The 26,475-nt window shown below is 57.7% G+C and carries 20 protein-coding genes, 1 tRNA gene and 1 other RNA gene; 8 read left to right on the top strand and 14 right to left on the bottom strand.

The window, feature by feature from the left end; all coding sequences use genetic code 11:
- Window positions 1–3: 3 nt before the first annotated feature.
- Genes WG934_RS07900 through WG934_RS07890 form a run of 3 tightly spaced genes read right to left on the bottom strand, consistent with a single transcriptional unit; the run spans window position 4 to window position 6,711 of the window.
- On the bottom strand, window positions 4–2,139 hold the full coding sequence (locus WG934_RS07900; RefSeq protein WP_339989596.1) for a hypothetical protein: 2,136 nt from the start codon (window positions 2,137–2,139) through the stop codon (window positions 4–6).
- Between the two features lie 15 nt (window positions 2,140–2,154).
- Window positions 2,155–5,343 (bottom strand): bifunctional [glutamine synthetase] adenylyltransferase/[glutamine synthetase]-adenylyl-L-tyrosine phosphorylase, encoded by a 3,189-nt coding sequence (locus WG934_RS07895; protein WP_445228222.1) that lies wholly within the window; start codon window positions 5,341–5,343, stop codon window positions 2,155–2,157.
- Window positions 5,344–5,370: 27 nt separating this feature from the next.
- Window positions 5,371–6,711, bottom strand: a complete 1,341-nt coding sequence (locus tag WG934_RS07890) for a glutamine synthetase family protein (RefSeq protein ID WP_339979596.1) — start codon at window positions 6,709–6,711, stop codon at window positions 5,371–5,373.
- A 60-nt stretch (window positions 6,712–6,771) separates the two neighbouring features.
- Between WG934_RS07890 and panB the strand changes: the two genes are divergently transcribed.
- Both panB and WG934_RS07880 read left to right on the top strand, forming a co-directional pair.
- On the top strand, window positions 6,772–7,581 hold the full coding sequence (gene panB / locus WG934_RS07885) for a 3-methyl-2-oxobutanoate hydroxymethyltransferase (protein WP_339979594.1): 810 nt from the start codon (window positions 6,772–6,774) through the stop codon (window positions 7,579–7,581).
- Window positions 7,582–7,613: 32 nt separating this feature from the next.
- Window positions 7,614–9,614 (top strand): CYTH and CHAD domain-containing protein, encoded by a 2,001-nt coding sequence (locus tag WG934_RS07880; protein WP_339989593.1) that lies wholly within the window; start codon window positions 7,614–7,616, stop codon window positions 9,612–9,614.
- A 120-nt stretch (window positions 9,615–9,734) separates the two neighbouring features.
- Here WG934_RS07880 and WG934_RS07875 read toward each other — a convergent pair whose 3' ends face one another.
- Window positions 9,735–9,968 (bottom strand): SPOR domain-containing protein, encoded by a 234-nt coding sequence (locus WG934_RS07875; protein WP_339989591.1) that lies wholly within the window; start codon window positions 9,966–9,968, stop codon window positions 9,735–9,737.
- A 155-nt stretch (window positions 9,969–10,123) separates the two neighbouring features.
- On the opposite strand from WG934_RS07875, the gene WG934_RS07870 reads away from it, so the two are divergent.
- Window positions 10,124–11,281: a hypothetical protein gene (locus tag WG934_RS07870; RefSeq protein WP_339989589.1), complete on the top strand. Its 1,158-nt coding sequence runs from the start codon at window positions 10,124–10,126 to the stop codon at window positions 11,279–11,281.
- A 14-nt stretch (window positions 11,282–11,295) separates the two neighbouring features.
- Here the strand turns inward: WG934_RS07870 and WG934_RS07865 are convergent, their stop codons facing one another.
- The gene (locus tag WG934_RS07865) at window positions 11,296–12,750 is read right to left on the bottom strand and encodes an RNB domain-containing ribonuclease (protein ID WP_339989587.1); all 1,455 of its coding nucleotides are present in this window, start codon (window positions 12,748–12,750) and stop codon (window positions 11,296–11,298) included.
- A 128-nt stretch (window positions 12,751–12,878) separates the two neighbouring features.
- On the opposite strand from WG934_RS07865, the gene WG934_RS07860 reads away from it, so the two are divergent.
- Entirely contained in the window at window positions 12,879–14,213 is a 1,335-nt protein-coding gene (locus WG934_RS07860; protein ID WP_445228221.1) for a TrpB-like pyridoxal phosphate-dependent enzyme, read from the top strand.
- Between the two features lie 20 nt (window positions 14,214–14,233).
- Here WG934_RS07860 and rnpB read toward each other — a convergent pair.
- From rnpB to cobC, 5 genes are all read right to left on the bottom strand, one after another.
- An RNA gene (rnpB, locus tag WG934_RS07855) (RNase P RNA component class A) lies at window positions 14,234–14,658 on the bottom strand.
- A 16-nt stretch (window positions 14,659–14,674) separates the two neighbouring features.
- Window positions 14,675–15,373 carry a histidine phosphatase family protein gene (locus tag WG934_RS07850; protein ID WP_339989584.1) on the bottom strand — a complete coding sequence of 233 codons (699 nt, stop codon included), beginning with the start codon at window positions 15,371–15,373 and terminating at the stop codon, window positions 14,675–14,677.
- Between the two features lie 7 nt (window positions 15,374–15,380).
- Window positions 15,381–16,118: a zinc ribbon domain-containing protein gene (locus WG934_RS07845; RefSeq protein WP_339989583.1), complete on the bottom strand. Its 738-nt coding sequence runs from the start codon at window positions 16,116–16,118 to the stop codon at window positions 15,381–15,383.
- A gap of 52 nt (window positions 16,119–16,170) precedes the next feature.
- Window positions 16,171–17,355: a Nif3-like dinuclear metal center hexameric protein gene (locus tag WG934_RS07840; RefSeq protein ID WP_339989581.1), complete on the bottom strand. Its 1,185-nt coding sequence runs from the start codon at window positions 17,353–17,355 to the stop codon at window positions 16,171–16,173.
- Window positions 17,345–18,469 carry an Rv2231c family pyridoxal phosphate-dependent protein CobC gene (cobC, locus tag WG934_RS07835; protein ID WP_339989579.1) on the bottom strand — a complete coding sequence of 375 codons (1,125 nt, stop codon included), beginning with the start codon at window positions 18,467–18,469 and terminating at the stop codon, window positions 17,345–17,347. The genes WG934_RS07840 and cobC overlap by 11 nt, the downstream gene beginning before the upstream one ends.
- 70 nt (window positions 18,470–18,539) lie before the next feature.
- On the opposite strand from cobC, the gene WG934_RS07830 reads away from it, so the two are divergent.
- Complete coding sequence (locus tag WG934_RS07830; RefSeq protein WP_339979567.1) at window positions 18,540–19,241, top strand: HAD hydrolase-like protein; 702 nt, start codon at window positions 18,540–18,542, stop codon at window positions 19,239–19,241.
- Window positions 19,242–19,340: 99 nt separating this feature from the next.
- A complete protein-coding gene (locus WG934_RS07825; RefSeq protein ID WP_339979565.1) occupies window positions 19,341–19,856 on the top strand; it encodes a low molecular weight protein-tyrosine-phosphatase in 516 nt (171 codons plus the stop codon).
- Between the two features lie 55 nt (window positions 19,857–19,911).
- Here WG934_RS07825 and WG934_RS07820 read toward each other — a convergent pair whose 3' ends face one another.
- A complete protein-coding gene (locus tag WG934_RS07820; protein WP_339989577.1) occupies window positions 19,912–20,487 on the bottom strand; it encodes a GtrA family protein in 576 nt (191 codons plus the stop codon).
- 123 nt (window positions 20,488–20,610) lie between these two features.
- On the opposite strand from WG934_RS07820, the gene WG934_RS07815 reads away from it, so the two are divergent.
- Window positions 20,611–21,666: an SURF1 family cytochrome oxidase biogenesis protein gene (locus WG934_RS07815; RefSeq protein ID WP_339989639.1), complete on the top strand. Its 1,056-nt coding sequence runs from the start codon at window positions 20,611–20,613 to the stop codon at window positions 21,664–21,666.
- On the opposite strand, the gene cbiB is transcribed toward WG934_RS07815, so the two are convergent.
- The 3 genes from cbiB to WG934_RS07800 form a co-directional block, all read right to left on the bottom strand.
- On the bottom strand, window positions 21,663–22,637 hold the full coding sequence (cbiB, locus tag WG934_RS07810; RefSeq protein ID WP_445228229.1) for an adenosylcobinamide-phosphate synthase CbiB: 975 nt from the start codon (window positions 22,635–22,637) through the stop codon (window positions 21,663–21,665). The genes WG934_RS07815 and cbiB overlap by 4 nt on opposite strands.
- A 170-nt stretch (window positions 22,638–22,807) precedes the next feature.
- Window positions 22,808–22,879 (bottom strand) — tRNA-Val (locus WG934_RS07805).
- Window positions 22,880–22,996: 117 nt separating this feature from the next.
- Window positions 22,997–23,419: a DUF3052 domain-containing protein gene (locus tag WG934_RS07800; protein WP_339979560.1), complete on the bottom strand. Its 423-nt coding sequence runs from the start codon at window positions 23,417–23,419 to the stop codon at window positions 22,997–22,999.
- A gap of 302 nt (window positions 23,420–23,721) precedes the next feature.
- Between WG934_RS07800 and aceE the strand changes: the two genes are divergently transcribed.
- The gene (aceE, locus tag WG934_RS07795; protein WP_339989574.1) at window positions 23,722–26,472 is read left to right on the top strand and encodes a pyruvate dehydrogenase (acetyl-transferring), homodimeric type; all 2,751 of its coding nucleotides are present in this window, start codon (window positions 23,722–23,724) and stop codon (window positions 26,470–26,472) included.
- The last annotated feature ends 3 nt before the right edge of the window (window positions 26,473–26,475 follow it).

The raw sequence follows: 26,475 nt of genomic DNA, 5'->3' as shown, positions 1-26,475 counted from the left end.
CCTTTAGAACAGCGAAAGCTGTTCCGGTTCGCCACCTGAATCATCACCGTCATTTCCTCGAGTGTTTTCACTCGAGGTTTTGTCGTTTGTAGGGTCTGTTTCACCGGTGTCGTCTGCATTAACGATCCCATCAGCACTGCCTGTGCTGTTGGTGCTGCCATCGCCGTCAATGACCTCGTCACTGCCGGCGGTCGCACCTGAAACCGGCATTGGCAATTCCAGGATCTCCTGCAACTGCAAGGAGTGCACCATCTTCATCAGGTGTTCCTCAAAGAGCGGACGCATCGACTCCGTATTGGCGACGTGCACCAGCTGCTGATACAAACGCTCAACGTCCCAATCGACCTGGATCAAAGCCGCACGCACCGAATCTTCGGTGAACACCCACCGGGTGACGGCACCAGTTTTGTCTCGTTCCGCCAAGAAGTCCAAAGCCGCTGCGACATCATTGGTTGGCACGCCGAAAGAATGTGCGTACAGCATTGGTGCCTTACCGTCGTCGTCGCGATGCGGTTCGGACAACACAATGGAGCCCTGCGATTGTGGCCCCTCCACAACCACGATGCTGGCAATGAGCTCTGCGACATCTTTAGGCGCCAAATCTTGCTCAGTAAACCACGCATCTGCAAGGGCGATCGCAATCGCATCGGCATGCCACGGGGCTTCGCCATCGAGGAAAATGCCAAGTGCTTCAGCACCCTCCATGGCGGAGTCAATACTGGATTGCAGATCAACTTGCAGCACATCGAAAGCAGCCTGGAACTGCCACACCATATGGTTATCAATGCAGCAGCGGTAATACTTGTGACCTTGTTCCAACTCCACCGCGAGCATCACAATTTCCCGATGCATCCGTCGCTGCGTTCGCGCCGCCACCTGTGCAAGCAACACCGAATCGCCAACCCAGTACTTTGCGATCTGCTCTTCCGACTTACCCGTCAGCCAACCTGCCACGAGCCATGCCCAACGTTCTACCGTCGTACTGCTGAACCAATAGGACAAAGCATCGGTGGTGACTCCGCCGGTGTCTTCGTCGACAAGTCCGGCACATACAAGCATGTCGACGACCACCGTCATCACATCAGGATTCGCCCCAATGGTGACAGCGAAGTCGATGATCTTCTGCTTGCCTTCCATCTCGAATGGGCACAGCACCTCAGTACCTGCCCACTGCAGGTACGCCGAAGCGCACGACACTGCGCGCTGCCAGGGACGTTGTTGAGCGGCGAAATTGTCCTTTTCTGCAGCCGGGAATTGTTCGCGTTCATGTGGTCGTGGAATGAACCACTCGGAGCCACGCAATGCGAGGGAGACTGGCGAGACCATCGACGCGTTGAGCTCGTCGCCGTATTCCATTGGCGTGGTGAACGACACCGCCAACAAGTGCTCCTCGGCCCATTCGACGGCTTCTGCTCGCGAGGCGCTCCAAGTACGACGATCCAGCCGAATTGCTTCCTGCGCGAAGTACTTCAACTGCTTCTGCACCTTCAACGGCGCCATTGACACCAATGCGCGAACCTTGCGTGGCGAGCACAAGAAGTCACGCAGTCGCGCCAAAGTCTCATGCTCCTGCAAGTTTTCGTTGCCGCCCAACAGTCCCAATCGACGCATACGCTCGCGCAGTAGATCCGGCTCCACCAAATCGATCAGACACTGCACCGGCGTTGCCATCGTCGGTTCTTCGCCAAAGACCCGCGAAACATGTGGCGGTACGTTCCACACTCCCACTGGCTGTTCCCACACGAGTCCCAGATTGCGGGCACGGTGCAGCCTGTTCAGCAGCTCGCTTTTCGACGCCCGCTCTCGCCGCTTGGACACTACGACACCCTTTTCGTGTGGACTGGTGTCATCATCTGATGCGAAATAGGCGACTTCGGCGAGATCGTCCAGCGTGGCTGAATCCTCCAGCACATGAACAAGCTGGATTACCGATACGACATCAATTGTGGCGAACGACAGCGCATTCAACGCAGCATCATCGCTCAGCAGCGCCATGATGGATTCAGCGCGAGTGCGTGGCTGTTCCGCCGTGTGATCACTACCGCTGGCGCGAAGCAAAAAGCGCAGGTCAGAATCGCCCAGAGTGCGAAGGTGATCGCGGTAATCTGGGCGGCTCGAGAAATCGACCTGGTTGTTCATCCGAACCATTATGGCCTATACCTCGTGAGTAGGAGACTCCTCACCCCAGAAAACGCGATCGACGACCCTTCGTGATAGACGGGTGACACGCAAATAGTTCTCCATAAAACCATTGGAATCCATGGGATCCCAGCCCGCGGCACCTGCTACTTGGCCCAGCTGAGGTCCTGGCTGTGGCAGCTCGTCCGTGCGTTTGCCACGAGTCAGAACCAGCGCATTTCGTGCCTTTGTCGCAGTTAACCACGCAGTACGCAGAGTATCGGTGTCTTCTCCATCGAGAATGTTCGCTTTCTGCAGCGCATCCAGACAGTCCAGTGTTGAGGTGTTGTGCAGTTCTGGAACTTCATGTGCATGCAAGAACGTCAACAGTTGCACTGTCCATTCGATATCGGTCAGCGCACCCGAGCCAAGCTTCGTATGTGTACGACGATTCGCTCCACGTGGCAGTCGCTCATTATCGACACGAGCCTTCATGCGCCTCACTTCGCGAACAATCTTTTCGTCGACACCCCCTGCCGGATAGCGCATTGAGTCAATGCCTTCGAGGAAACGCTGACCTAGTTCTTTATCGCCGGCGATCCATGTTGCACGCAGCAGCGCCTGAAGCTCCCAGGTCTCTCCCCACCTCTCGTAGTACGACAGATAAGAATGCAACGTGCGGACGATCGGCCCCGAACGTCCTTCTGGGCGCAGGTCAACATCGACTTCCAATGCTGGATCCTGGCTCGGTTTTGCTAGACGACGACGCATTGCATCACAAATCCGTGTTGCCCACCGAACAGCCGTGGAATCTTCGACGACAGGCTCCCCTGCTTCATCTGTGGCGGGATCGCAGACGAACATCACGTCAGCATCTGAGCCATAGCCAAGCTCTGCACCACCAAGACGCCCCATGCCGATGACTGAGATCTTTGCCGGGACTGGTTCATCGGGGTGGGCCTTCTGCCAACCACGAATCTCTGCCGCAAGCGCTGCTTCCAACACTGCATCCCACACCAGCGACAGGGAGCGACACACATCGCGCACATCCATCATGCCCAGTAGGTCTGCAGAAGCAATACGCGCCAACTCGGCACGGCGAAGCGCACGAGCTACCTTGATGGCCTTGTCGGGATCGTCGTGACGCCCTGCCGCCGCCACCAATGACCGGCCCACCGTCTGCGGATCGGTATCCAACAATTTCGGGCCGACGGCACCGTCGCCAAGCATACGAACGGTTTCCGGCGACATCATGAGCAAATCGGAAGCGTATGGTGACGTGCCCAGAATGTGCATGAGCCGATGGCCGACGATGCCCTCGTCGCGCAGCGTGCGAACAAACCATTGCTGGTGGTAGAGGACCTCGGACAGCTTACGGTAGTTCAGCAGACCAGCATCGGGATCTTGGGTTTCCGACAGCCATTCCATCAGTGTCGGCAAAATCATTGCTTGGATGCGAGCCTTACGGGAACCACCCGAGGCGAGCGCGGTGAGGTGCTCATAGGCGCGGTCTGGGAAGTCATAGCCAAGTGCTGCGAGCTGACGTTTCGCGGCGTCTGCAGACAACTGCATCGTGCCAACGTCCAGCTCAACTACCGAATTCAACAGAGGACGGTAGAACAGCTTGTTATGCAGCGAACGAATCTGCATCGAGGTTGCGCGAAAACGCTTGTTCAGGATCTCGGCTGCATCGGCCGAACCCTGCATGACTAGTCCCGATGCGCGAGCCAACCAACGACGATTTTCTACGTCTTCAGCAGGTGGCAGCGTGTGCGTCCGACGCAGTTTCTGCAGCTGCAAACGATGCTCCAGCAGCCGCATGAATTCATAGGCACCAATCAGATTTCGGCCGTCTTCGCGGCCGATGTAGCCTGCCTCAACCAGTGCTTCCAAGGCATCAACGGTGGAAAGGACGCGCAGGGTTTCGTCGTAACGCCCATGCACCATCTGCAGTAGCTGCACCGCGAACTCAACGTCGCGCAAACCTCCGACACCGAGCTTCAACTCGCGTTTACGCAGATCATCGGGAACATTCTCGATCACACGTCGCCGCATGGCCTGAATATCCGGTACGAATGAATCTCGCTGGGATGCTTCCCACACCATGGGTCGCAGCGCATCGATGTAGGCATTGCCGAGGTCCAAATCGCCCGTCATCGGACGAGCCTTTAGCTGTGCCTGGAACTCCCATGTTTGCGCCCACCGCTTGTAGTACGCGACATGCGATTCCAGGGTGCGCACCAACGCTCCGCTTTTGCCCTCTGGCCGTAGTGCAGCGTCGACTTCAAAGAAGCATCGACAGGAAATGCGGACGAATTCACCAGCAAGACGGGTCGCTCGCGCGTCCGGTGGCTCTGCTACGAAGATTACGTCCACATCGGAGATGTAATTCAACTCCTGGGCGCCGCACTTGCCCATCGCGATGACAGCCAACCTTGTGCTCACCGGCGAATCTGGATAGACCTTTGCGACGGCGACAGACAGCGCTGCTGTCAACGCTGCATCAGCGAGGTCAGATAAGGCCTCTGCGATCTGTACAAAAGGCACGACAGGCTGACCTGGCCGACGTGGACCTCTCGGATAAGTTCCTGCGAGGTCAGCAGCTGCGATGCGCATGATGAGGTTGCGGTACGCACGTTGCATGGCAATTTCGGCCTCACGACCGGTGATCCCGGCGCGATATAACCCCGCGCCTTCCAAATCGGGGCTTGACTCGGTGGGATAGTGCGCTTCGAGGTCATCAGCGGCGGCAACGTTGTCGGGATCGGTGAGAACTGGTGACTCCGGCATCGCTTCCACGGCGGTGAGCAGTTCACGGAACATGTCACCTTGCGTTGGTAGATCCGCTTGGAGTTGGATCCATTCTGTCGGATTGGCGATCAGGTGATCTGCCAGTGCAGCCGAGCCGCCCATCAACGCAAACATGCGCGTTCGCATCAATACCTGGTTGCGCAATAATTCATCGAGAGCAGACCATGTTGCCCAGTCAGGCAACGTTCCGGCTGCTTCTTTCGAATCGAGCGCTTCCTTCAGTCGAATGAGGCCAGCGAGTGCCAAGTTCGGATCGGCAGCACCCGCAAGTCCCCACAGAAGTTCCAACGAATCCTCGTTGTACCAGTGCAGCGCTTCGAGATCGTCATGCGTGCGTTGATCCGCATTGAGTCCCAGCACAGCAGGTCGAGGCACTGATTGACGACTCGTGCGTGGACGGTTATTCATCACCATTGTTGTGTTACACCCCAGGGACGTTGTTTAGTAGTCCAGGTTTGTTTTGAGCTCCCATGCCGTTACTTGGCGCTGATAGTCACGCCACTCACGCCACTTGTTGCGGAGGAAGAACTCGTACACATGGTCGCTGAGGGTGTCGGCGACAAGCTCCGAGCGCTCCATTTCCAGCAGGGCTTCTTCCAATGACGTCGGCAAATCCCGGTAACCCAACGCACGACGTTCCCTGCGAGTCAGCTCAGCGATATTGTCCTCTGCCTGTGGCGGCAGTTCATAGCCTTCCTTGATGCCCTTCAAACCAGCAGCCAAGACAACCGAGTAAGCCAAGTACGGGTTACATGCAGAGTCCAGCGAGCGAATTTCTACTCGACGGGAATGCGCCTTGCCTGGCGAGTACATCGGCACTCGAACCAGCGCAGAAATATTGGCCATGCCCCATGTTGCAGCTGTCGGAGCTTCCGCACCGAAGACGGTGCGTTTGTAGGAGTTCACCCACTGATTCGTGACCGCAGAGATCTCTGGCGCATGCGTCAAAATGCCGGCGATGAATCGGCGGGCGGTGGTGGACAGCTGGTTTTCGTCGTCAGGATCGTGGAAAGCATTGTTGTCTCCCTCGAACAGGGAGAAGTGCGTGTGCATACCGCTACCCGGCTGATCTTCGAATGGCTTCGGCATGAACGTCGCGTGGACACCGTTCTTCAACGCGGCCTGCTTAATGATGTAGCGGAACGACATCACGTTGTCCGCCATCGTCAGCGGATCGGCGTAACGCAGGTCGATTTCCTGCTGGCCCGGCGCGTTTTCGTGATGCGAGTACTCCACTGGAATACCCACCGATTCGAGTGATGTAATCGCATCCTGCCGGAATCGCGGTGCCCTATCGTAAACCGCTTGATCGAAGTAGCTGCCATTGTCGGTTGGCTTCGGTGGACGGCCATCGGTGTCCAACGATTCCACCAAGAAGAATTCGATCTCTGGGTGGACGAATGCTGTAAAACCTTCGTCGGCAAGTGCTTGAATCTGACGACGCAGTACGTGGCGTGGATCAGCCCAGCTTGGCTGCCCGTCCGGCATGGTTACATCGCAGAACATGCGTGCCGACGGGAGTTCTTCGTCACTGCGGAACGTTGGCAAGACCTGGAACGTTGAGGGATCGGGTCGCGCGATCGTGTCTGCTTCAGAGACTCGCGAAAAGCCTTCAATTGCGGAACCGTCGAAGCCGATGCCTTCGTCAAAGGATCCTTCAAGTTCGGCAGGAGCAACCGCAACCGACTTCAGATAACCGAGGATGTCGGTAAACCACAGTCGGATAAATCGAATGTCCTGTTCTTCGATGGTGCTGAGCACAAATTCCTGTTGGCGGTTCATATGCTCAAACGTACCTGTGACTTTGACCCCGGCGTGGAAAGTATTGACTACTCTCTAGGTATGAGTACCCGCAAGATTCGTATTAGCGACCTGGCCAAGTGGAAAGAAGAATCTCGCCCCTGGGCCATGCTGACCTGCTATGACTACTCGACGGCTCGCGCGTTTTCCAACGCAGGAATCGAAGTTCTCCTGGTAGGAGATTCTGCCGCGAATGTCATGTATGGATACCCCACTACTGCAGAAATCACGCTCGATGAACTTATTCCGCTCAACAAGGCGGTCGTTCGTGGTGCCCCTAATTCGCTTGTTGTCGCCGACCTACCATTTGGCACATACGAAGCTTCCGATGAGCAGGCGGTGCTGAGCGCAGCGCGCATGATGCGTGAGTCTGGTGCCCACATGGTGAAAATCGAGGGTGGCGTTCGTATCGCACCTCGCATTAAAGCACTCACCAATGCCGGCATTCCGGTGATGGCGCATATCGGGTTCACGCCTCAGTCCGTGAATGCTCTGTCCGGTTTTAAGGTTCAGGGTCGTGGTGCCGGTGCTGACCAGTTGCGAGCAGATGCCCAGGCTGTCGCCGAGGCCGGTGCCGCTGCTGTCGTGATGGAAATGGTGCCAGCAGATTTGGCTGCCGAGATCACGAAGGAATCCCCGATTCCAACGTGTGGCATCGGTGCCGGTAATCAGTGTGATGGCCAGGTCCTCGTGTGGCAGGACGCTTTTGCTGTCCCTGCCGATGGTCGACGCCCGTCGTTCTCCTCGGTTTTTGCTGAAGTTGGGCAGATGCTCACCGACGGTGCTGCCGAATACAAGCGCCAAGTAGAAAACCGCTCTTTCCCCACCGAGGCACAGAATTTCTCAGGTTAGGAATTTAGGTTTTCGGGGGTAGAATCGGGGGCATGACTGAAAAAGCTGCCCCACAGGATGCTCCGACCAAGAATCTCGAGATCGAAGCGAAGTTTGTTGCCGGTCCTAACGCCGTTGCACCCAGCTTCGATTTCGTTCCCGGAGTTGGTTCTTCCACCACCGAAATCCGTGAGCTCTCAGCAATCTATTTCGATACTGAGGACCTCCGCCTCACTCGAAATAAGCGCACTTTACGACGACGCACTGGCGGCCCCGATGCCGGCTGGCATTTGAAAACCCCAGCAGCGAATGGACGTATGGAGTACGGTGCACCGATGCAGGATGATGTCCCTGCATCTCTCCTGGCACCAGTGCGTTCGTTGGTACGCAACCACGAATTGAAGCCTGTTGCACAGGTGGATAATGAGCGTCACGTCACCATGCTTTTTGACGCGGCGGGATCTCCTATCGCTGAGTTCTGCGATGATCATGTGACAGCTAAGTCGTTCCTCGAAGGTGGCGAGGAAACCACGTGGCGCGAGTGGGAAATCGAGCTGATCGGTGACATCGCGGAGACCCCTGAGGGCACCGAGCTGATGGACCGACTGACTGCCGTGTTGAAGGTCGCTGGCGCTGTGGAGTCCGATAGCCCTTCGAAGTTGGCATCTGCCCTCGGCGACTCGGTGAACTCGGCACCGCTTCCGCCTGCCCCGGCGGACCTCCCCGAAGGCACCCCCGGTCGCGCGGTAGTTGATGCGTTGGCGGCGAACGTCGCAAAGCTCATTGAAGTTGATCCTGCAGTACGTCGCGACGAATGGGACTCCGTGCACCAGATGCGTGTGGCCACCCGTGAGCTGCGCAGCCACATGCAGACGTTCCATGGCATTTTGGTTGGACCACAGATTTCTCGTATCGAGAACGAGCTGAAGGTGCTTGCCGGCATTCTTGGTGTCGCTCGCGATGCAGAAGTCGTTGCCGAGCGTTTCGAGAACCAGCTCAAGCGCGACGAAGCCGATGTGATTAGCGGCGAGACGCGCGAGAATCTGATCACCGATATCCGTCGCGATTACGACCGCGCGCATAAGCACTGCGTGTTCGCGTTGGATTCCAATCGGTACCTGACACTTCTCGACGATCTCGAGGATCTTCTTGCCAATCCCCCGGTGAATCCTGAGGATGAGCACGAGGCCGAGGAAACTCAGGCAGTGAAGGATACCGATCCAGACGTCACTCTCGAAGCTCCAGAAGCACCTGAGCACGAGGACTTTGATCGCACCGAGACTGGCGAGATCGTTGAAACCGCGCCAGTGGCCACCCCAGCAACCGCACTCATCGACGACGACGCCGAGGCTGATTCGGAGGCTGAGGTAGCGGCGGCCGTCGCAAAGCCGGAGCCAGAAGCGGAGCCAGCAGACGCCGCAGAAACTGAAACTGCTGAGCCCCAGCCTGCTCCGGAGACTGAGGAGAAGCGCGAGCTGACTCCGGAGACTGAGGAGAAGCGCGAGCTGACTCCGGAAGAGGTGCGTGAACAAACCAATCGTGTGCTGGCGAAGCACCTGCGTGGCACGTACAAGAAGTTTGAGCGTCGCCACCGTGCAGCCATCGCTGGCCGCGAGGATCAGTCCTTGTCGGTTCGGGATCGTGAGGAGCGTTTCCACGACGTTCGTAAGGCTGCCAAGAAGGTCCGCTACTCTGCGGAAGCTGCACGGGCAACGGGTCTGCCTACCGACAAGCTGTACGCAGCGTGCAAGAAGTTGCAGTCCTCTTTGGGCGATTTCCAGGACACGTGCACGGCCCGCGAGGTGCTCTTGGAGAAGGCTCGTCGCGCTCAGGTCCATGACCAGGACACGTTCGGCTACGGCGTTCTGTACCAGATCGAGCGGTACGACGGCCTCGTCTCCCTGCAGGCATACGACGATGACGTGGAAGGCGTGATCAAGGCATTCGCGAAGTTGGAAGCAAAGATTGAGAAGGCTCAGGCAAAGGCCGACCGCCGTTCCGCGAAGAAGGCGGAAAAGGCTGCAAAGGCCTTGAAGGAGAAGCTGAAGAAGTAGCTTCCGCGGGCTTTACGACGGCCCGTAGAAAATCACAAAACCTCAGTACCGTGGCGGGTACGGAGGTTTTCTTGTATTCGGGGCTTCACTGGCTAAGCAGGGATTCTGCCCCGCTATGACCTACTTGTCAGAGGTGGCTGCAGGCTTGCCCCACTCGTCGTCTTCTTCGTCCCAATCGTCAGCAGCTTCATTACGCGCTGCGACGCGCTCCATAGCTGCTCGTGCTTCCGCTTCGGAGTCGTACGGCCCCATGCGGTCATCCCAGCCGGTGGCTTTGCCCTTGAAGACTTCACCAGTCGACGGACGGTAGTACCAGGAGTTATCGGCATCGGGATTATCATTCTTGCCAAACATAGCTCGGCCTCCTTCTAGTGCAACGGGTATATTAAATAAGACTTTCACAAAGTTTCGATTAGCATGTGCGAAACCGCATTACTGCGGTTTCCCGGCTGCCAATTCAATATTGCTCATCCGCTGTTCTTTCTACCCACGCTAGCGAAAGGTGCTTCATGTCTGCCGCTCCCACTGTCGTCAACAAGGTGTTCGATGTAGTTGGTGACGGCGCTTCGGTGGCTTTCGCCCCAGGGTCGGTCGATTTGCTGGGCGAAGAATGCGCAGCTACAGGTGGCATGCTCCTTGCCTCTGCAATTCCTGTTTACGCAGCAGTTGGTGTGGAAGAGATTCCTGAACAAGAACTCGTCGTGGTTGTTGGTCGCGAAGAACACCGTATGCCCTACCCGGATTCTGTGCCGGAGGCATACCCACCTGTCGTGACCGCTGTGATTGCTGCCATCATCGCTTTGCAGCATTCAGTTCATCTCGTGCCTCGCACTTCAGGCGGTGTGAAAGTCACTGTCGTTTCCACCATTCCGGAACGTCGTGGGCTTGGCGAGCTGCAGGCTATTCAGTCGGCCCTTGCCTTGGCACTCAATGCTCGGTGGGGAGATCGAGATGATGTGCCAACTCGTGCTCGATTCGCAACAGCAATGCACGAAGTCTCGCTGCCACATTTCGGTCCTCAGTGGGCTTTGCACCCATACACAGTGTCGCTCCGCAGTCGCCCAGATTCTGTCTTGTGCTGCAATCATTCCGATGATGCAGTAACCCAGGTCGAGCGCCCACAGTCGTTAGCGTTGCTCGTTGCGTATTCGCCGGACATTACCGGTGGTTCGCCACAAGTTGATCGCCAGGTCTTTTTCGATGAGGCCTGCGCAGCGTTCGGCGTCGAAACGCTCCATGGTCTGCCAGAAGCACAGCCACGGGTGCTTGATTGGATTCGGGCTCGCCACGAAGTTCATCCTGACGACGACGTGCCAACTATCAGCCGCGCCAACCAATGGCTGGACGAAGCGTCGGGAAGCTCCGACCGTGCGCGCGCTGTGTCTGGGCACCTCCGCCACGCAGATTTGGCTGCCGTGCTCTCCGGGGTGAAGCGAGATATTGCCGAGCGCGATTCCGCACCTGCGGAAGGTTCGACGCTGGCTCGTCTGCTTGAGGGCGCAGCTGACGATATCGTTGTCCGCTGTGTTCCCGCCCCAGGTGCTTCGATGGTCGTGTGGTGTTCGCCAGAAGAAGCTGGCGAACTCGCAACCGTAATCACCGGCAATTGTGGTCGCGTCATCGCAATCGAGGACACCTCCGCAGGCGCTGCCGTCGTCGACGCCTAGTCTGCTATATCTGTTTAATCCGCTGGCCAGGCAAACTCGACATCGAGTTCTGCCGGCACTGCGCGGATCAAGCTCACCAGTTGCTGGGTGCCTTCCTCAGGTGCGCCAACACAGTTCGCAAATACAGGTGGATTTTCCACGAATACCTCGGACTTCTCCCCCTTGTTGTGCAACACGGCAGCATCAAACGTATGCCCGACCCACGGCTCCAACACAACGGCTTCGGTTTTATTCAAGCACGCACGATCGGCATTCGAAGCCAGCGCTGATGACGACTTCATCGAGTCAATAGCTTGATCAATCTGCTCATCCACCCACGCAGGCACTTCGATCGACGCTGTCTCTCCCCTGCGCTGCGCCGCAATGGCCAGGCAGTACTCCAGTCCAAAACGGTCAATCAGTCGGCGCAGCGGTGCCGTCACATGTGCGTACGAGCCACCTACACCAGCATGCACCGGCATCTCGTCCGTCGTACCCACGCGGACATATCCAGACCCGCGCAAAAGGCGTGCTGCATCCTTCATCACTGCCATGCCCCGAGAGGTCGATGCATCCACTCCAGCCAGGAACTGTGCAATTTCACCGATGGACACTTCGGCCCCCGCGCCACTCGCGCTCCCCGAGCCACCCGTACCGAGGTCGAACCCCAACGCATGCGCAGCGACAGTGAACTCACGCGTGTCCTTTTTCGACGCTGGCATCAGCGACCGCATCACACCGATGCCAGCCTCCGCCATCATCTCGCCCGCCATCATGCCTGCAAGCAGCGACATTTCCGAGTTCCAGTCCATTACCGGCGGACGATCATCAAGGCGAAGTTCCCACCGACCGTCATCGGTCGGGACCACACTTTGCGACGGCAACCGCAAATTAATGGCATTCCGTCGCAAAGCGGAGCCTTGTCGTGCCCGTCCTACGTCCGGCAGCAGCGCAATCGATGGATGCGGCTCACCCGCGTCAATGCTGCGCTGGACCTCCATGTATTCCAGGCGAGCAACAGAGCGGATATGAGCCGGATAGATATCGGCGGACTGGGCTTCTCCGTCGTCGCCGACAATTACGTCCCAGACGAGGGCGACGCGGTCTTGGTCAGGAAGCAGGCTCGCTGCGCCTTCACTGAACTCGGCGGGGTGAAGGCGAGTTGGTTCATCGGGTAAGTAGATGGTCTGGCCACGTCGCAAAGCTTCGAGAGCAACCTCCGAATGTGGATCCAACAATCCACCTACATCCGCGATGGCGTAAAAGACACGCCACCCGGCGTCGACCTTCTCGATGAAAACTGCCTGATCCAAATCCATCGAGCCCGGAGGGTCGATGGTGACAAACGGCACGTGCCGCATATCCGTTCTGGACACCCGCCGATCCGAAACATGCTTCGCCTCTTCGTGCAAGGCAGGTGGAAAGGTCTCCGGAATCCCAAGTTCCTGGGCGATTTCACGGAAGTTCAACTCGGCGGCGTACAGCTTCATATCGACAACAGTAATGGCCGAAATGCCAACTCGCCGGATGTTGCGACAACCACAATACTGCTAATTAGTTTCATGATTCACATTCGCTCGACCCGATGACTCGCCCACGGGGCTGGCCTCAGTAGCGTATGGTCATGTCCAATTTCAATGAAAACACGATGACAAAGGCCATTCTGCCCGAGTCCGAAATGCCCACCCGTTGGTACAACCTGGCCGCTGACTTCCCGGAGCCACTGCCACCACACCTCAACCCAGGCACCCGCGAGCCTCTGCAAAAGGAGGAAATGTCGCAGATCTTTGCGACGGGACTCGTCGAACAGGAATTTTCGACAGACCGGTGGGTAGAAATCCCGGAGCCAATCCGTGATATTTACCGGATTTGGAGGCCTTCCCCACTTGCACGTGCTCATCGGCTGGAGAAGGAACTGGGCACCTCGGCTCGTATCTACTACAAGAACGAATCCGTATCACCGATTGGTTCCCACAAGCCCAACACGTCAGTAGCGCAGGTCTACTACAACAAGCTTGATGGCGTACAAAAGCTGACGACTGAAACCGGCGCTGGCCAGTGGGGCGCGTCCTTGTCATTCGCAGCTCAGTTCTTTGACCTGGATGTAGAAGTCTGGCAGGTCCGCGCATCGTATGATTCCAAGCCATACCGGCGCATGCTGATGGAAGTCTTCGGTGGCACTGTGCACCCATCCCCGTCCGATCTCACCGAAGCAGGTCGCGCGATCTTGGCAGAGACTCCAGATACCCCAGGATCGCTGGGCATGGCTGTGTCTGAAGCCATTGAGGTTGCCGTGAAGTCCGAGGTGAAAGCACGATACACGCTCGGCTCAGTGCTGAACCACGTCATGCTGCACCAAACCATCATCGGCCTGGAAGCATCCAAGCAGCTTGCGATGTTTGGCGAAGATGGCCCAGATGTCGTCGTCGGTTGTGCCGGTGGTGGCTCGAACCTGGCTGGTCTGACTTTCCCATTTGTTGGCAACAACACCAGTAATGACATTCTGCCGGACACCAAGACCACGCCACGCATCATTGCCTCCGAACCAGCCAAGTGTCCTTCGCTCACTCAGGGCGAGTACCGCTACGACTTCGGTGACGTTGCTGGGCTTACCCCACTGTTAAAGATGCACACCCTCGGCAACGAGTTCGTGCCAGATCCAATCCACGCTGGTGGCCTTCGCTACCACGCTATGGCGCCGATGGTTTCCCACGCTGTGGATCAGGGGCTCATGGAAGCAACTGCGGTCGAGCAGGAAAAGGCTTTCGCTGCTGGCATTACGTTTGCGCGTTGTGAAGGAACTGTGCCAGCACCAGAGTCGAATCATGCTCTGGCAGCTGCATTTGAAGTTGCTGAACAGCACAAGGGCGCTCCGGGGACGGGCCCGGTCATCCTCGTAGGCCTGTCCGGCAACGGCTTCTTGGATCTTCCGTCGTACGAGAAGTTCCTGTAAAAACACAGGAAACGTTGGCGTGAACGAGCCAACCTATGAGCCGGATTATGTCCCTCGCCAGGGCTTTCGCCTTGGCGAGGTGATGACCATCCATCTCGACGTTCCATTGCTGGACGCCTGAAGCAGCTAACCCGCGAACTCAGGCGAGCAGCCCTCAATCATTCGCGCAGGCACACAAAAGTGCGCCCTTTTGCCTTGCTCCCGGTGGGGTTTACCGAGCCACCGCAGTCACCTGCGATGCTGGTGCGCTCTTACCGCACCTTTTCACCCTTACCTGGTTGCATCCGAAGATGCCCCGGGCGGTTTATTTTCTGTGGCACTGTCCCGCAGGTCGCCCCGGGTTGCCGTTAGCAACCACCGTGCTCTGTGGAGTCCGGACTTTCCTCGACGCCGGGCCTGACACTTGTAGTATTGGTCCCCGTGCCGCGGCCATCCAGCTGGCTCGCTCACGTCCGGAAAGTCTACCGCAAGTGCGCTGTCTCATTAATCAGGGTGACGGAGGTCGGCCCATCTGCATAAAACTCGGCCACAGAAATGGATGCCAAGTCCAGGTGAAGCCGCGTATATAGCTCAAACCCCGCAGCTAGCCCCTGTCGCAGCAGCGCCTTAATTGGGGTGACATGACTGACCACCAGCACATCCGTTGCACCATAGCGCTGGGTGATCCGCGCTCGTGCTTCAGCAACTCGCGCATCCACCTCAGCGAATGCTTCCCCACCTGGGGGTGGCACGGTCGGGTCTTGCAGCCACGTCATGTGCTCGTCTGGAGTCTTTGCCCGCGCCTGCGAAAAGGTCAACCCTTCCCACTCACCAAAATTGGTCTCGCGGAGATCCTCGTCAGTGTCGACGTCTAGGCCAAGGTGCTGTGCGACGTACTGTGCCGTCTCCTGCGCCCGCAACTGTGGAGAGGCGACAATTCCAGCAAAATTCCATGGTTTCCCACCCGCTTGAGCTGCAATTTGTTCAGCAGCCGCCTGCGCCTGTGTGTGTCCCAGATCCGTCAATGCTGGATTGGATGCCGAACCTGAGTACAGACGCTGGATACTCATAGGCGTTTGCCCATGTCGCAGCAGCACCAGTCGAGTGGGCGCACCCACAGCTCCGGTCCAGCCCGGCGCGGAGTCGGCAGCTCCAGATGAGGCCGATGTGTCAAGTGTCATGGTGGTCTTATGCCTTGTCACCAGCGGCGAGAGTCTGAGGACGCACAATGACTGCATTGCACTCCGGGCAGGTGGTGACGGCTTCAGCAGGCTGTGCGTCGAAGCTCTTCAACGTCGAAATGTCCAGTTCCATGAAGCAGCTTTGGCACGTCCGGCCGTCGAGACGCGCAACCGGAATGCCATTTTCTTCCCTCAGCCGATCGAAAATCTTCAGAACGTCACTGGGCAGACTGCCACGAAGCTCGTCCATGCGACGTTCCACTCCAGCAATGCGCGCTCGTAGATCAGCGTCAGCATCGGCGAGCTTCTTCTCTGCGTGGCGTACCTTTTCGTCGAACTCGTCGAAACCAACCTCGGAATTGATACCGTGTGCCTTCTGCATGCTCTTGGCATTGTCAATCTTTCGTTGCAATGCATCGACTCGGCGCTGTGTCGACTCCAGATCATGCTTAGCGTCACGGCGGCCAACGGTGTTCTCGATAGCCCCCAGCGCCCGTCGATTAGCATCCAGTCGGCGCTTGAGCTTCTCCATGTCTGATTCCATGCGCTGGATCTCGCTGCCGAGATCGGTCGCATTGAGCGACGATTTCGCAGCATTTGTCTTGTGCTTTGCGCGCTCTGCGATCAGCTGCGAAAGTTCTCCGCGCTCTGGCATCGAATGCCGTCGAGCTTCCAACCCATCAAGCGTTGTTTGAGCCTCGCTCAGCTCGAGAAGCTTGATTTGGTCTGCGATGGAGATTTTCATGAGAAAAGGACTTTCGCTTTCTGGTTGCGTATTGAGTTCTTGCTTTACGACGTTACCGTCCGCGCGACGCTACCGTCCACGGGTCAGTGCGCTCGGAGAGCACCTCCGCCGGTATTCCTAGCTCTCCAGACAGCAAATCTGCTGCCTGACGGCACCACGGGAATTCGCTTGCCCAGTGGGCGGTGTCGACGATGCATGGGGCGGCTTCGCCCTGTGGCCCACCTACTCGGAGTGCTTCGTCGACAGGATGGTGGCGCAAGTCGGATGTCACGAAGGCATCGACACCAAGCTTGTGTACGGTGTCCAGGAAAGAGTCGCCGGAGCCTGAGGCCACGGCAACGGTGTGGATCATTCGCTCGGGATCGCCCGCTCCGCGTACTCCCCATTCGGTTTTTGGCAGACGCTCGGCAACGCGCTCGACGAAGTCCTTGAATCGCATTGGGTAATCGAGCGTGCCGACGCGACCAATACCCGGCAACTCCTCTGGCTTGAGGCCTGTTGCCTGAGATTCCACGATGTCAAACGCTGGCTCTTCGTATGGGTGAGCTGCCACCAGTGCGGAAAACACGCGGGTGCGAATGGACTTGGGTGCAACAAACTCGATGCGTAGTTCGTTGACCTGTTCGGTTGCGCCAGCAGCACCCAGGAAAGGTTCGGCATCGTCCGATGGTGTGAACTGTCCGGTGCCTGCAAGCGTAAACGCGCACTCAGAGTATTCGCCGATGGTGCCAGCACCTGCGTCAAACACAGCCTTCTTTACTTCTTCTGCATGTGACTCTGGAACCTTCACGGACCATGAATCCAATGCTGGTGCAGGCTTGGGAGCCAGGGGCGCACCTGGGGTCACGCCAAGGAGTTCGGCAAGTTCGTCGTTGACACCAGGGCGAGCCGAGTCAGCATTCGTGTGCGCCGAAAACAGTGCAACACCTGCACGAATAAGCTTGTGTACGATCCGCCCCTTCGCGGTATCGGCAGCGACGGAGGTGACTCCGCGCAGCATCAGCGGATGATGCACCACGATCATGTCCGCTCCGGATTCGATCGCAGCGTCAGCTACCGCGTCGGTGCATTCGAGTGCAACTGCAATGCGACGCACTGGCTCTGCCGGATCACCACACGTCAGGCCGACGCGGTCCCAACTCTCTGCCAAGTGTGGCGGGTACGCGGTGTCCATCACGCGACGTACGTCTTCTACAGTGACGGTCGCGCGCATGCTCTCTGGGTTGTTAGTGCTCATGATCGGTCCCTTTCACGTAGGAATGTACTGCAGCAACCAGCGTACGAACTTGTGCGGATTCACGCACTGCTAGTCGCCACCAGCTGCTGTCCAACCCGGGAAAGGTGTCGCATCGTCGTACAGCGATGCCACGGTCGTGGAGATACTCGCGAGCGACTTCCGCATTCGCCACTGGTGGTGTTGCAAGCACAAAGGGCCCCTGCCCCGGTGCGACGGACCATTCGGCGTCGCGAAGAATGTCGACCATGTCCTTCCGCTCGGCTTTGATCGCATCTCGAATGGTCGGCAATTCAGCTGGGCCATGGGTCGCGATCGCCAGCATCGCTCGCATTTGTATCGTCCCCATGGGCCACGCCGGCCGACGCTTCGCCAACCTCGCGAGTGTCTCCGGCGTCCCGATCGCATACCCGCATCGAAGACCTGCGAGCGCCCACGTCTTCGTCATCGAGCGCAGCACCAGTAGTTCCCCTTGTGTTTCGCCCGCCAGCTCATCATTGACACAGCCCGCCACACTTGGGTCCACCCCGCCCGGATAGTCTCCCGAATGGATCACATCCATGAATGCCTCATCGACCACCAACAGATCGGTGTGTCCACGCAGCGCCAACACATCTGCACGCGAATGCACAAGCGAGGTCGGATTCGTCGGATTCCCCACCACCAGCATCGGCCACCGCCGGGTGCTAGACGATACCTGCGCAATATCCCACGGCTTATCCGTAATGACCTGCTCTGGAGTAACGTCCGCAGCTGCGAACGCTACCTCGGGTTCCGTGAACTGCGGATACACAATTGCTGGTGGTGTATTGCTTTGCGACGACTCGTCGACAAGCAGATCCGGCAACAAACTGAAGCCTTCGGCAGCACCTGATAGCAGCAGAATATTGTCGGCGTGTACCCCGTGGTTGGTGGCGAGTGCAGTGCGGACTTTTGCATCAAGAGCAGGATCTGGATAGGAGCTGAGCTCACCGAGCGAATCGGTCAACGCGTGGGTGAGCCAGTCGGGCATGCTGCCGCGAACGTTGACGGCGAAATCGATGGTGGCGGTTCGTGATGCGACGTCACCGTGGTATCTAAGGAGATCCGCGGGAACGGGACGACCGGAAGTGCTCATGAACTTAACTGTAGTGATTGGCGGTGCGGACACTTCTGCAGGTCACGTGCAGCGCACTTAGGCTAGAGCCATGACTTCGACAGCCAATGTCTCCCCACCTACCGTGCTCATCGATGTCGACGGCACAATCTCAGATTCGTTGCCCGGCATTCAGAATGGTTTCCGGGTGGCAATGGCTGCGATTGACCACCCAGCTCCCGATGCTGCTTTTATGGCAAAACTCGCTGGTCCACCCATGGTCGAGTCGATGGCGGCGCTTGGGTTGAGTCCCGCTGCAGTCGCAACGGCGATGGATGCATACATGCACCAGCAGCGCAGTGGCGGATGGGCCGACACCACGATGTTCGACGGCTGGCCTGAATTACTGACGAGTTGGCGTGACAGTGGTTTCCGCTTGGCGACGGCGACGTCGAAAGGCGAACACTTCGCAAAGAAGGTGTTGGACACGTTCGGACTTCTGGAGTTCTTCGACTTCATTGGTGCCGCGGATGATTCGGGCTCCCGGCGCACGAAATCAGCCGTGATTGAGTACACGCTGCAAGGCTTGGGCATTGCGTACACAGATGAGCAGGGCGAGCTGTTGTGGCCGTCGGGCGTGGTCATGGTGGGCGACCGTATTCATGACTTCGCATCGGCAACGCAGTTCGGGCTTCCGTCCATTGCTGTCGGCTGGGGCTATGGAGATGACGAGGAACGCGCACTCGCCTCGTCTACTGCAGCTTCACCGGAAGATTTAGATGCGGAAGTCCGACGACTTCTCGCGCTGAGCTGATGAAGCCGATTTCCCACTAGTTCGTTAGCCGTCTATCTTTTACAGTCGGCCCTAGTCATTTGGATATGTGCTCTCACCCGAGCAATGAAGGGAAATACGGTGCCTACTTTCCAGAATCGTTCTGGTCGCACAGAAACGCTCTACCTGGTGTTTGTGTGTACAGGTAACATTTGCCGCTCGCCGATGGCTGAAATCATCGCCCGCGATGCCCTGGAACACGCGAAGCTTTCCGACGATGTCCTCGTGAAATCATGCGGAATCGGTGGCTGGCATGTCGGCCAGGGTGCCGACGACCGTGCCCAGCGTGAATTGGTCCACAACGGCTATGACCCTTCGCACACGGCAGCGCAGCTTGGCGCAGAGCATGTCGATGCAACGCTGTACATCGCGATGGATCAGGGCCATGTTTCTCAGTTGATCGCTCGCGGTATCCCTGCTGAACGGGTTCGGCTCATGCGTTCTTTCGACCCGGCATCTCCTGAAGGCGCTGAGGTAGACGATCCGTACTACGGCGGTCCGGAGGGTTTCGTGCAGACTCGCGAAGAGATTGAGGCTGCAGTCCCGGGCATCGTGGCGTATGCCCGTAACCTGCTCGCGGATGTCTCGGCTCGATAAGCCTGTTAGTTGCCCGCTGCCGATTACTAGCTGCTAGCTGTTTGCTGTCACGACATTAGAGTTCTTTAAGTTCGACGCGTTCGCCAACACCGTTGCCGCGTCGTACCTTGCGTACCCGGAACGTCCACAACTTATTGATGAGGAAGTTGATCGGAGTTCCCAGCAGTACGCCCACCAGGTTTGCCCAGTAGAACGCAGTCCGAAGTCCCGACGAGTTGTCGAAAACATCAGACGGCAATGCCAACGCCGAAGTCGGGTTGGTGAGCACGGTGATGGCGACAAACGTCACCAACAATCCAGATAAACCAGCCATGAGGAATGGCACAAACTGGCGAAACCAATTCGGACGGTTGTCGGTGCGGAACGTCCAGGAGCGGTTGAGCTGGAAGTTCCACATGTTGGCAATGAGGAATGCAATCGTTGCGTACACGTGCGACCAACGCACATTCCACTGCGTGCCCAAAAGGTTCACAAAGACATCGTGTTCAGTAACGCCGAACTCAAGTCCAGCTTTGCGCGTCGCTATTGCGACGAGAGTGTTCACCAAAACGCCCGTGCCACCGACCATTCCGAATTTCAGGAACTGACGAAACACGGTGCGATTGCGTGGCGAAAAAATCTTCTCGAACACAGACGCATCCTCTTTCTTGCAATTTAAGCTGTCGTTCCATTTTATCGAAGCCAATTCCTCCATCCCATTTCCCACTCGGTGATAGAGGCCATAATCTGCCGACAGCGTAGAATCAGCGTCGTGATGAACAAGCTCCGTCAGTTTCTAACCCCCGGCTGGGTTCTCATCGTCATCCTTGCGATTGCCTTTTCCTACATCGCTTTCACGATCCTCGCACCGTGGCAGTTGGGAAAGAACGCAACCACGAAAGAACGGAACCAGCAGCTTCGAGAGGCCTTTGAGCGCGAACCTGTCGACATCGCAAAGGTTCTTCCCGCTGGAGAGAAGCTGGAGCACACGCAGGAATGGACGCGCGTTACTGCGCAGGGCCAGTTCCTTCCTGATGCCGAAGTGTTGCTGCGTAACCGACCAGTCGATGGGGACCCGGTCATTCAGGTATTGACTGCGTTCGAAACGGACGCGGGCACCGTGTACCTGGTCAATCGTGGCTATTTGCCGCCGCCATCGTCGGGGTTGCCGGACGTTCCCGAGGCACCGAAGGGGTCGGTGACACTGTCGGGATTCGTTCGAGCAAACGAACGCACGCCGGAAAAACCACCAATCGCTGCGACGGACAAAGATCCGACGCAGGTCTATGGCATCAATACGCAGCAGGTCGCGGAGCTTGTTGGCGATGAGCTGAACAAGGAAACCACCACAGCCAAGGATTCTGACAGCACGGCAACGCTGGAGCACGATTGGATTCAGTTGGACGACAATTCCGACGGTGTCCTCAACGCAATCACGTTGCCACAACTCGAAGATGGCCCGTACTTGTCCTACGGCATTCAGTGGGTCGCGTTTGGCATTCTTATTCCGCTCGCTGTCGTGTGGTTCATTTTTGCTGAGCTTCGCGAACGGCGTCGCGACCGCGAGGAGCAGGAAGAAGCACTTCGACAGGTGCAGAAATCGTCGACCAAAACCGGGTCTGCTGGTTCTGCGCGATCGGCAGGAACTTTTCAGCCAGATGCCACCACGCCAACAGAGTCGACAGCCGAGCCGGCATCTCCCGCTCCTGCCCCTACAGCGACAGCCGACACGGATCTCCGCGCCCAGCGACTAGCACAGCGCTACGGCGATTCCGGCCATCGAGCTGGCGGACAGCGTCGACCTAAGAAACGTGGTGGCGAGCGCTTCTAGCGCCCAGCTTCACCGTTGCGCTTCCCCGTCGACGCAAGCGTCATCGACACCGCTAGACCCCCAAGAACAAGTCCAAGGCTTATGTCTTGGACTTTTTTCGTCAGGGCCACCGCTCGTCGCACGTCCGCTACGCGTGGAGCTGGCCCCTGCCCCATCGTCGGCCGATCTTCCACGCCTCCGAAGTACTCGGTGCGCCCTCCGATGGTGACACCCAATGCCGCTGCTGCTGTCGCTTCCGGAATCCCCGCATTCGGGCTCGGGTGCTTTCCTGCGTCTCGTCGCCACGCAGCAATTGCTTCACGACGATTCGGCCCCGACAGCACCGTCGCCAGGCCGGTCCACCTCGCGGGAAGATAATTGACGGCATCGTCGAATACCGCTGATGCCCACCCGAAGTTGTTCCACTTCTCCGTGCGATAGCCGACCATCGCGTCCAACGTGTTTGCGCAGCGATGCAACACCACTCCGGGAGCGCCACAGACAGCACCCCACAACAGAGTGCCGGTCACCGCATCAGAGGTGTTTTCAGCGAGTGATTCGACGGTTGCTCGGGATACGCCCGCGAGGTCCAATTGTTGAGGGTCACGCGAGCACAACCACGGAATGAGCTCGCGGGAAGACTCCAGATCACCTGACTCAACTCGATTGGCCATTCGCTCTCCCGTTGTGGCTAGCGTCGTGCCACCTAGAGCGGCCCATGTCGTGGCGGACAAGGCAGCGTAATGCACCACTGGTGAAGTCCGGGACAGTGCGGCTGTGGCGACGGTGGGAAGGCCAACCGCGATCGTCGCAAAGAGAACACCGCGGGAACGGGAGTCGGCGTACATCCGGTCAATCAGTGACGTGGCAGCCGTTCCTAACATGGCAACTGGGTGGTGTTTGGCGGGATCGCCGAAGAGGCGGTCGGCGAGGTAGCCGGTTGCGAGTCCCGCAATGGAAACTGCGCAGTGCCGCTGGATGCGACGGGACAATTGCTGCACGGTGTATTCCGATCAATGAGCCGCCACTAATGACCGAGTGGGCAACAATTCGCGACAGAAAAACGCAGAAATTGTTGCTAGATCGGTCATAAGTGCGCGAAAGAAAGTGAAATGAAAAATCCCTACCCGATGTTAATGAAACATCGAATAGGGATTCGTTGTGCGGCGAGAGGGTTTCGAACCCCCGACCGCTGGTGTGTAAAACCAGAGCTCTACCGCTGAGCTATCGCCGCATGTACTCCGAGCACAAAACAAGCCACGCACAAAGTGCGTTCCTGCCGTGCTTGGCTACTCGCGAAACATTAGCACACTATGTACCCAATGTTCCTAATCCCCAGCTCACAGGCTGTTTAGACGTTTCGCTTATGCCCACGCTGAACGAGGCACAGCCCCTGCCAATCGCCCAAACGAAGAGCAGAAGTAGCAGTCAGACCAGCAAGCTGTGCGGATTCGTCAACCAGGCCAGGCTCGATTGCACCAGGCTTGCCTGCACCAGGGGTCAGCAACCAGATGCTGCCGTTGTCATCCATCGGACGAGCGGCATCAACCAACCCGTCGACCAGATCACCGTCATCTGCGCGCCACCACAGCAGGACGACATCGACAACCTCATCGGTGTCTTCGTCTAGCAAGTCATCGTCCAGAACTTCTTCGATGGACTCGCTAATTGCGCTATCGCAGTCGTCGTCCCAGCCGACTTCCTGAACAAGCTGACCCTTCTTAATTCCCAGCTGCTCTGCGTAGTCACGAGTAGCGCCCGTGGCGTCGACCACTTCCGGTGTCCTCCTTAAAAACGTGGCCTCACGCGAGTACCGCACGCAGATTGCTCTGCGCGAGTGTTTTCTCGCTGGGCCATTGTGAAAAATGTACTCCCGCAAAGTTTAGCGCCCAACCACGAGTTTCACAGCTATTGGGGCCATATTGTTAGAGAATCCATAAACATTGGCGACGGTTATCGTCGCGAAGTGTGAACCTGCCCTAATTCTTAATTGCTTTGTGAAGACGAGGTACGTGCGTCCTTTTCGGGACGAACGTAGAGTGAGTGACAACAAACAATTTCCATGGGAGGTATCCGATGTCAGACTCGACTGATCGGCATATTGACGACTCTAATTTCGCTCTGATCCGAGACGGAGTTGCCTCGTATCTAAAGGACACGGACCCTGAGGAGACAAGCGAGTGGCTTGAATCCCTCGACGGACTGCTTGAAGAAGCCGGCCCGGATCGCGCCCGCTTCCTCATGCTGCGCTTGCTCGAGCGCGCCACCGCCAAGCGCGTCGCGCTGCCACCGTTGACTTCAACGGATTACGTCAACACGATTCCAACGACCATGGAGCCTGAGTTCCCTGGCGACGAGTCGATCGAATGGCGCTACCGCAAGTGGATGCGCTGGAACGCAGCCATCATGGTGCACCGTGCACAGCGACCAGGCATTGGCGTGGGTGGCCACATTTCTACTTATGCTTCGTCGGCGCCGCTGTACGAAGTCGGCTTCAACCACTTTTTCCGTGGCAAGGACCATCCAGGTGGTGGCGACCAGATCTTCTACCAGGGCCACGCTTCCCCTGGCATGTACGCCCGTGCGTTCCTTGAAGGCCGTCTGACAGAGGATGACCTCGATGGCTTCCGTCAGGAAGTATCCCACCCAGGCGGCGGTATCCCTTCGTACCCACACCCTCATGGCATGCCTGATTTCTGGGAGTTCCCAACGGTGTCGATGGGTCTAGGCCCAATGGATGCCATTTACCAGGCGCGCTTTAACCGCTACCTCCACGACCGCGGCCTCAAGGACACCTCCCAGCAGCATGTCTGGGCATTCCTTGGCGACGGCGAGATGGACGAGCCAGAATCACGCGGTCTGATTCAGCATGCTGCGCTGAACAACCTGGATAACCTCACGTTCGTTGTGAACTGTAACTTGCAGCGTCTCGACGGCCCTGTTCGAGGCAACACCAAGATTATTCAGGAGCTCGAGTCGTTCTTCCGTGGTGCTGGCTGGAACGTCATCAAGGTTGTCTGGGGTCGCGATTGGGATCACCTGTTCGAGAAGGACAACGACGGTGCCCTGGTTAACCTGATGAACTCGTTCGTTGACGGTGACTACCAGACGCTGAAGGCTAACGACGGCGCGTGGGTCCGCGAACACTTCTTCGGTCGCGATCCGCGCACGGCAAAGCTGGTCGAGGATATGACGGATGACGAGATCTGGAATCTCCGCCGTGGTGGCCACGACTACCGCAAGGTTTACGCCGCATACAAGGCAGCGATGGAAACCAAGGATCAGCCAACGGTCATCCTTGCGCACACCATTAAGGGCTACGGTCTTGGCCACAACTTCGAGGGCCGAAACGCTACCCACCAGATGAAGAAGCTGACGCTGGATGACCTGAAGTTGTTCCGCGATAAGCAGCAGATCCCTATTTCCGATGAGGAACTTGAAAAGGATCCTTATCTACCTCCGTACTACCACCCAGGCCCAGATGCGCCTGAGATCCAGTACATGATGGATCGACGTAGGGAACTGGGCGGTTGCCTACCGGAGCGTCGTGAAGCGTACGACCCATTGAAGGTGCCGGAAGTGGAGACGCTGAAGAGCATCTTGAAGGGGTCGGGCAAGCAGAAGGTTGCGACCACGATGGCTGTGGTGCGTATCTTCAAGGAGCTCATGCGCGATAAGGAGCTCGGCGAGCGTTTTGTGCCGATCATTCCGGATGAGGCTCGTACGTTTGGCATGGACTCGTGGTTCCCTACGCTGAAGATTTACAACCCACACGGCCAGAACTACGTGCCGGTTGACCATGAGCTGATGCTGTCCTATAAGGAAGCTACTGACGGTCAGATCCTGCACGAAGGCATTAACGAGGCTGGCTCGATGGCGTCGTTCATGGCTGCGGGTTCGTCGTACGCAACGCATGGCAAAGCCATGATTCCGCTGTACATCTTCTACTCGATGTTCGGTTTCCAGCGCACCGGTGACTCGATGTGGGCTGCTGGCGACCAGAAGGCACGTGGCTTCCTGTTGGGCGCTACTGCTGGTCGTACCACGCTGACCGGTGAGGGCCTACAGCACATGGATGGCCACTCCCCACTGTTGGCTGCGACCAACCCTGCCGTGGTTACCTACGACCCAGCGTTCGCATACGAAGCGGCACACCTGATTCGTGAAGGCATCGACCGTATGTACGGCGAAGGTCGTGGCGAGGATGTCATTTACTACCTGACCATCTACAACGAGCCAACGCAGCAGCCACCAGTGCCAGAGAACCTCGATGTCGAGGGCCTGCACAAGGGCATCTACTTGTTCCAGGAAGGTTCTGGCGACAATCACGTCAACCTCTTGGCATCGGGCATCGGCATGCAGGCAGCTTTGCGCGCAGCCGAACTGTTGGAAGAGGAATACAACATTCCGTCGTCCATCTACTCGGTGACGTCGTGGAACGAGCTGGCTCGCGACGGCCTTGCTCGCGAAACCGAGGTTCTGCAGAACCCAACGAAGTTCCACGAGCGCCCATTTGTCCAGCGCAAGCTCGAAAATGCAGATGGTCCGTTCATCGCAGTCAGCGACTTCCAGCGCGCGATTCCGGAGCAGATCCGCAAGTGGGTTCCAGGCGACTACACCGTGCTTGGCTGTGACGGTTTCGGCTTCTCGGACACCCGCGAAGCGGCCCGCCGCTTCTTCAACACCGACGCGGAATCCATCGTGGTTGCTGCTCTCGCGGGCCTGGCTCGCGAAGGCAAGCTCAATCCGGAGCTTGCTCAGCAGGCTGCCGAGAAGTACCGCATCACCGACCCAACTGCAGTCGCGAACCCAGAGCCGGAAGCCTAGATT

The organism is Corynebacterium sp. H78 (assembly GCF_037572275.1).
Lineage (GTDB): Bacteria > Actinomycetota > Actinomycetes > Mycobacteriales > Mycobacteriaceae > Corynebacterium.
The sequence above is the reverse complement of the archived record's forward strand: the minus strand, read 5'-3'. Positions and strand labels throughout refer to the sequence as shown.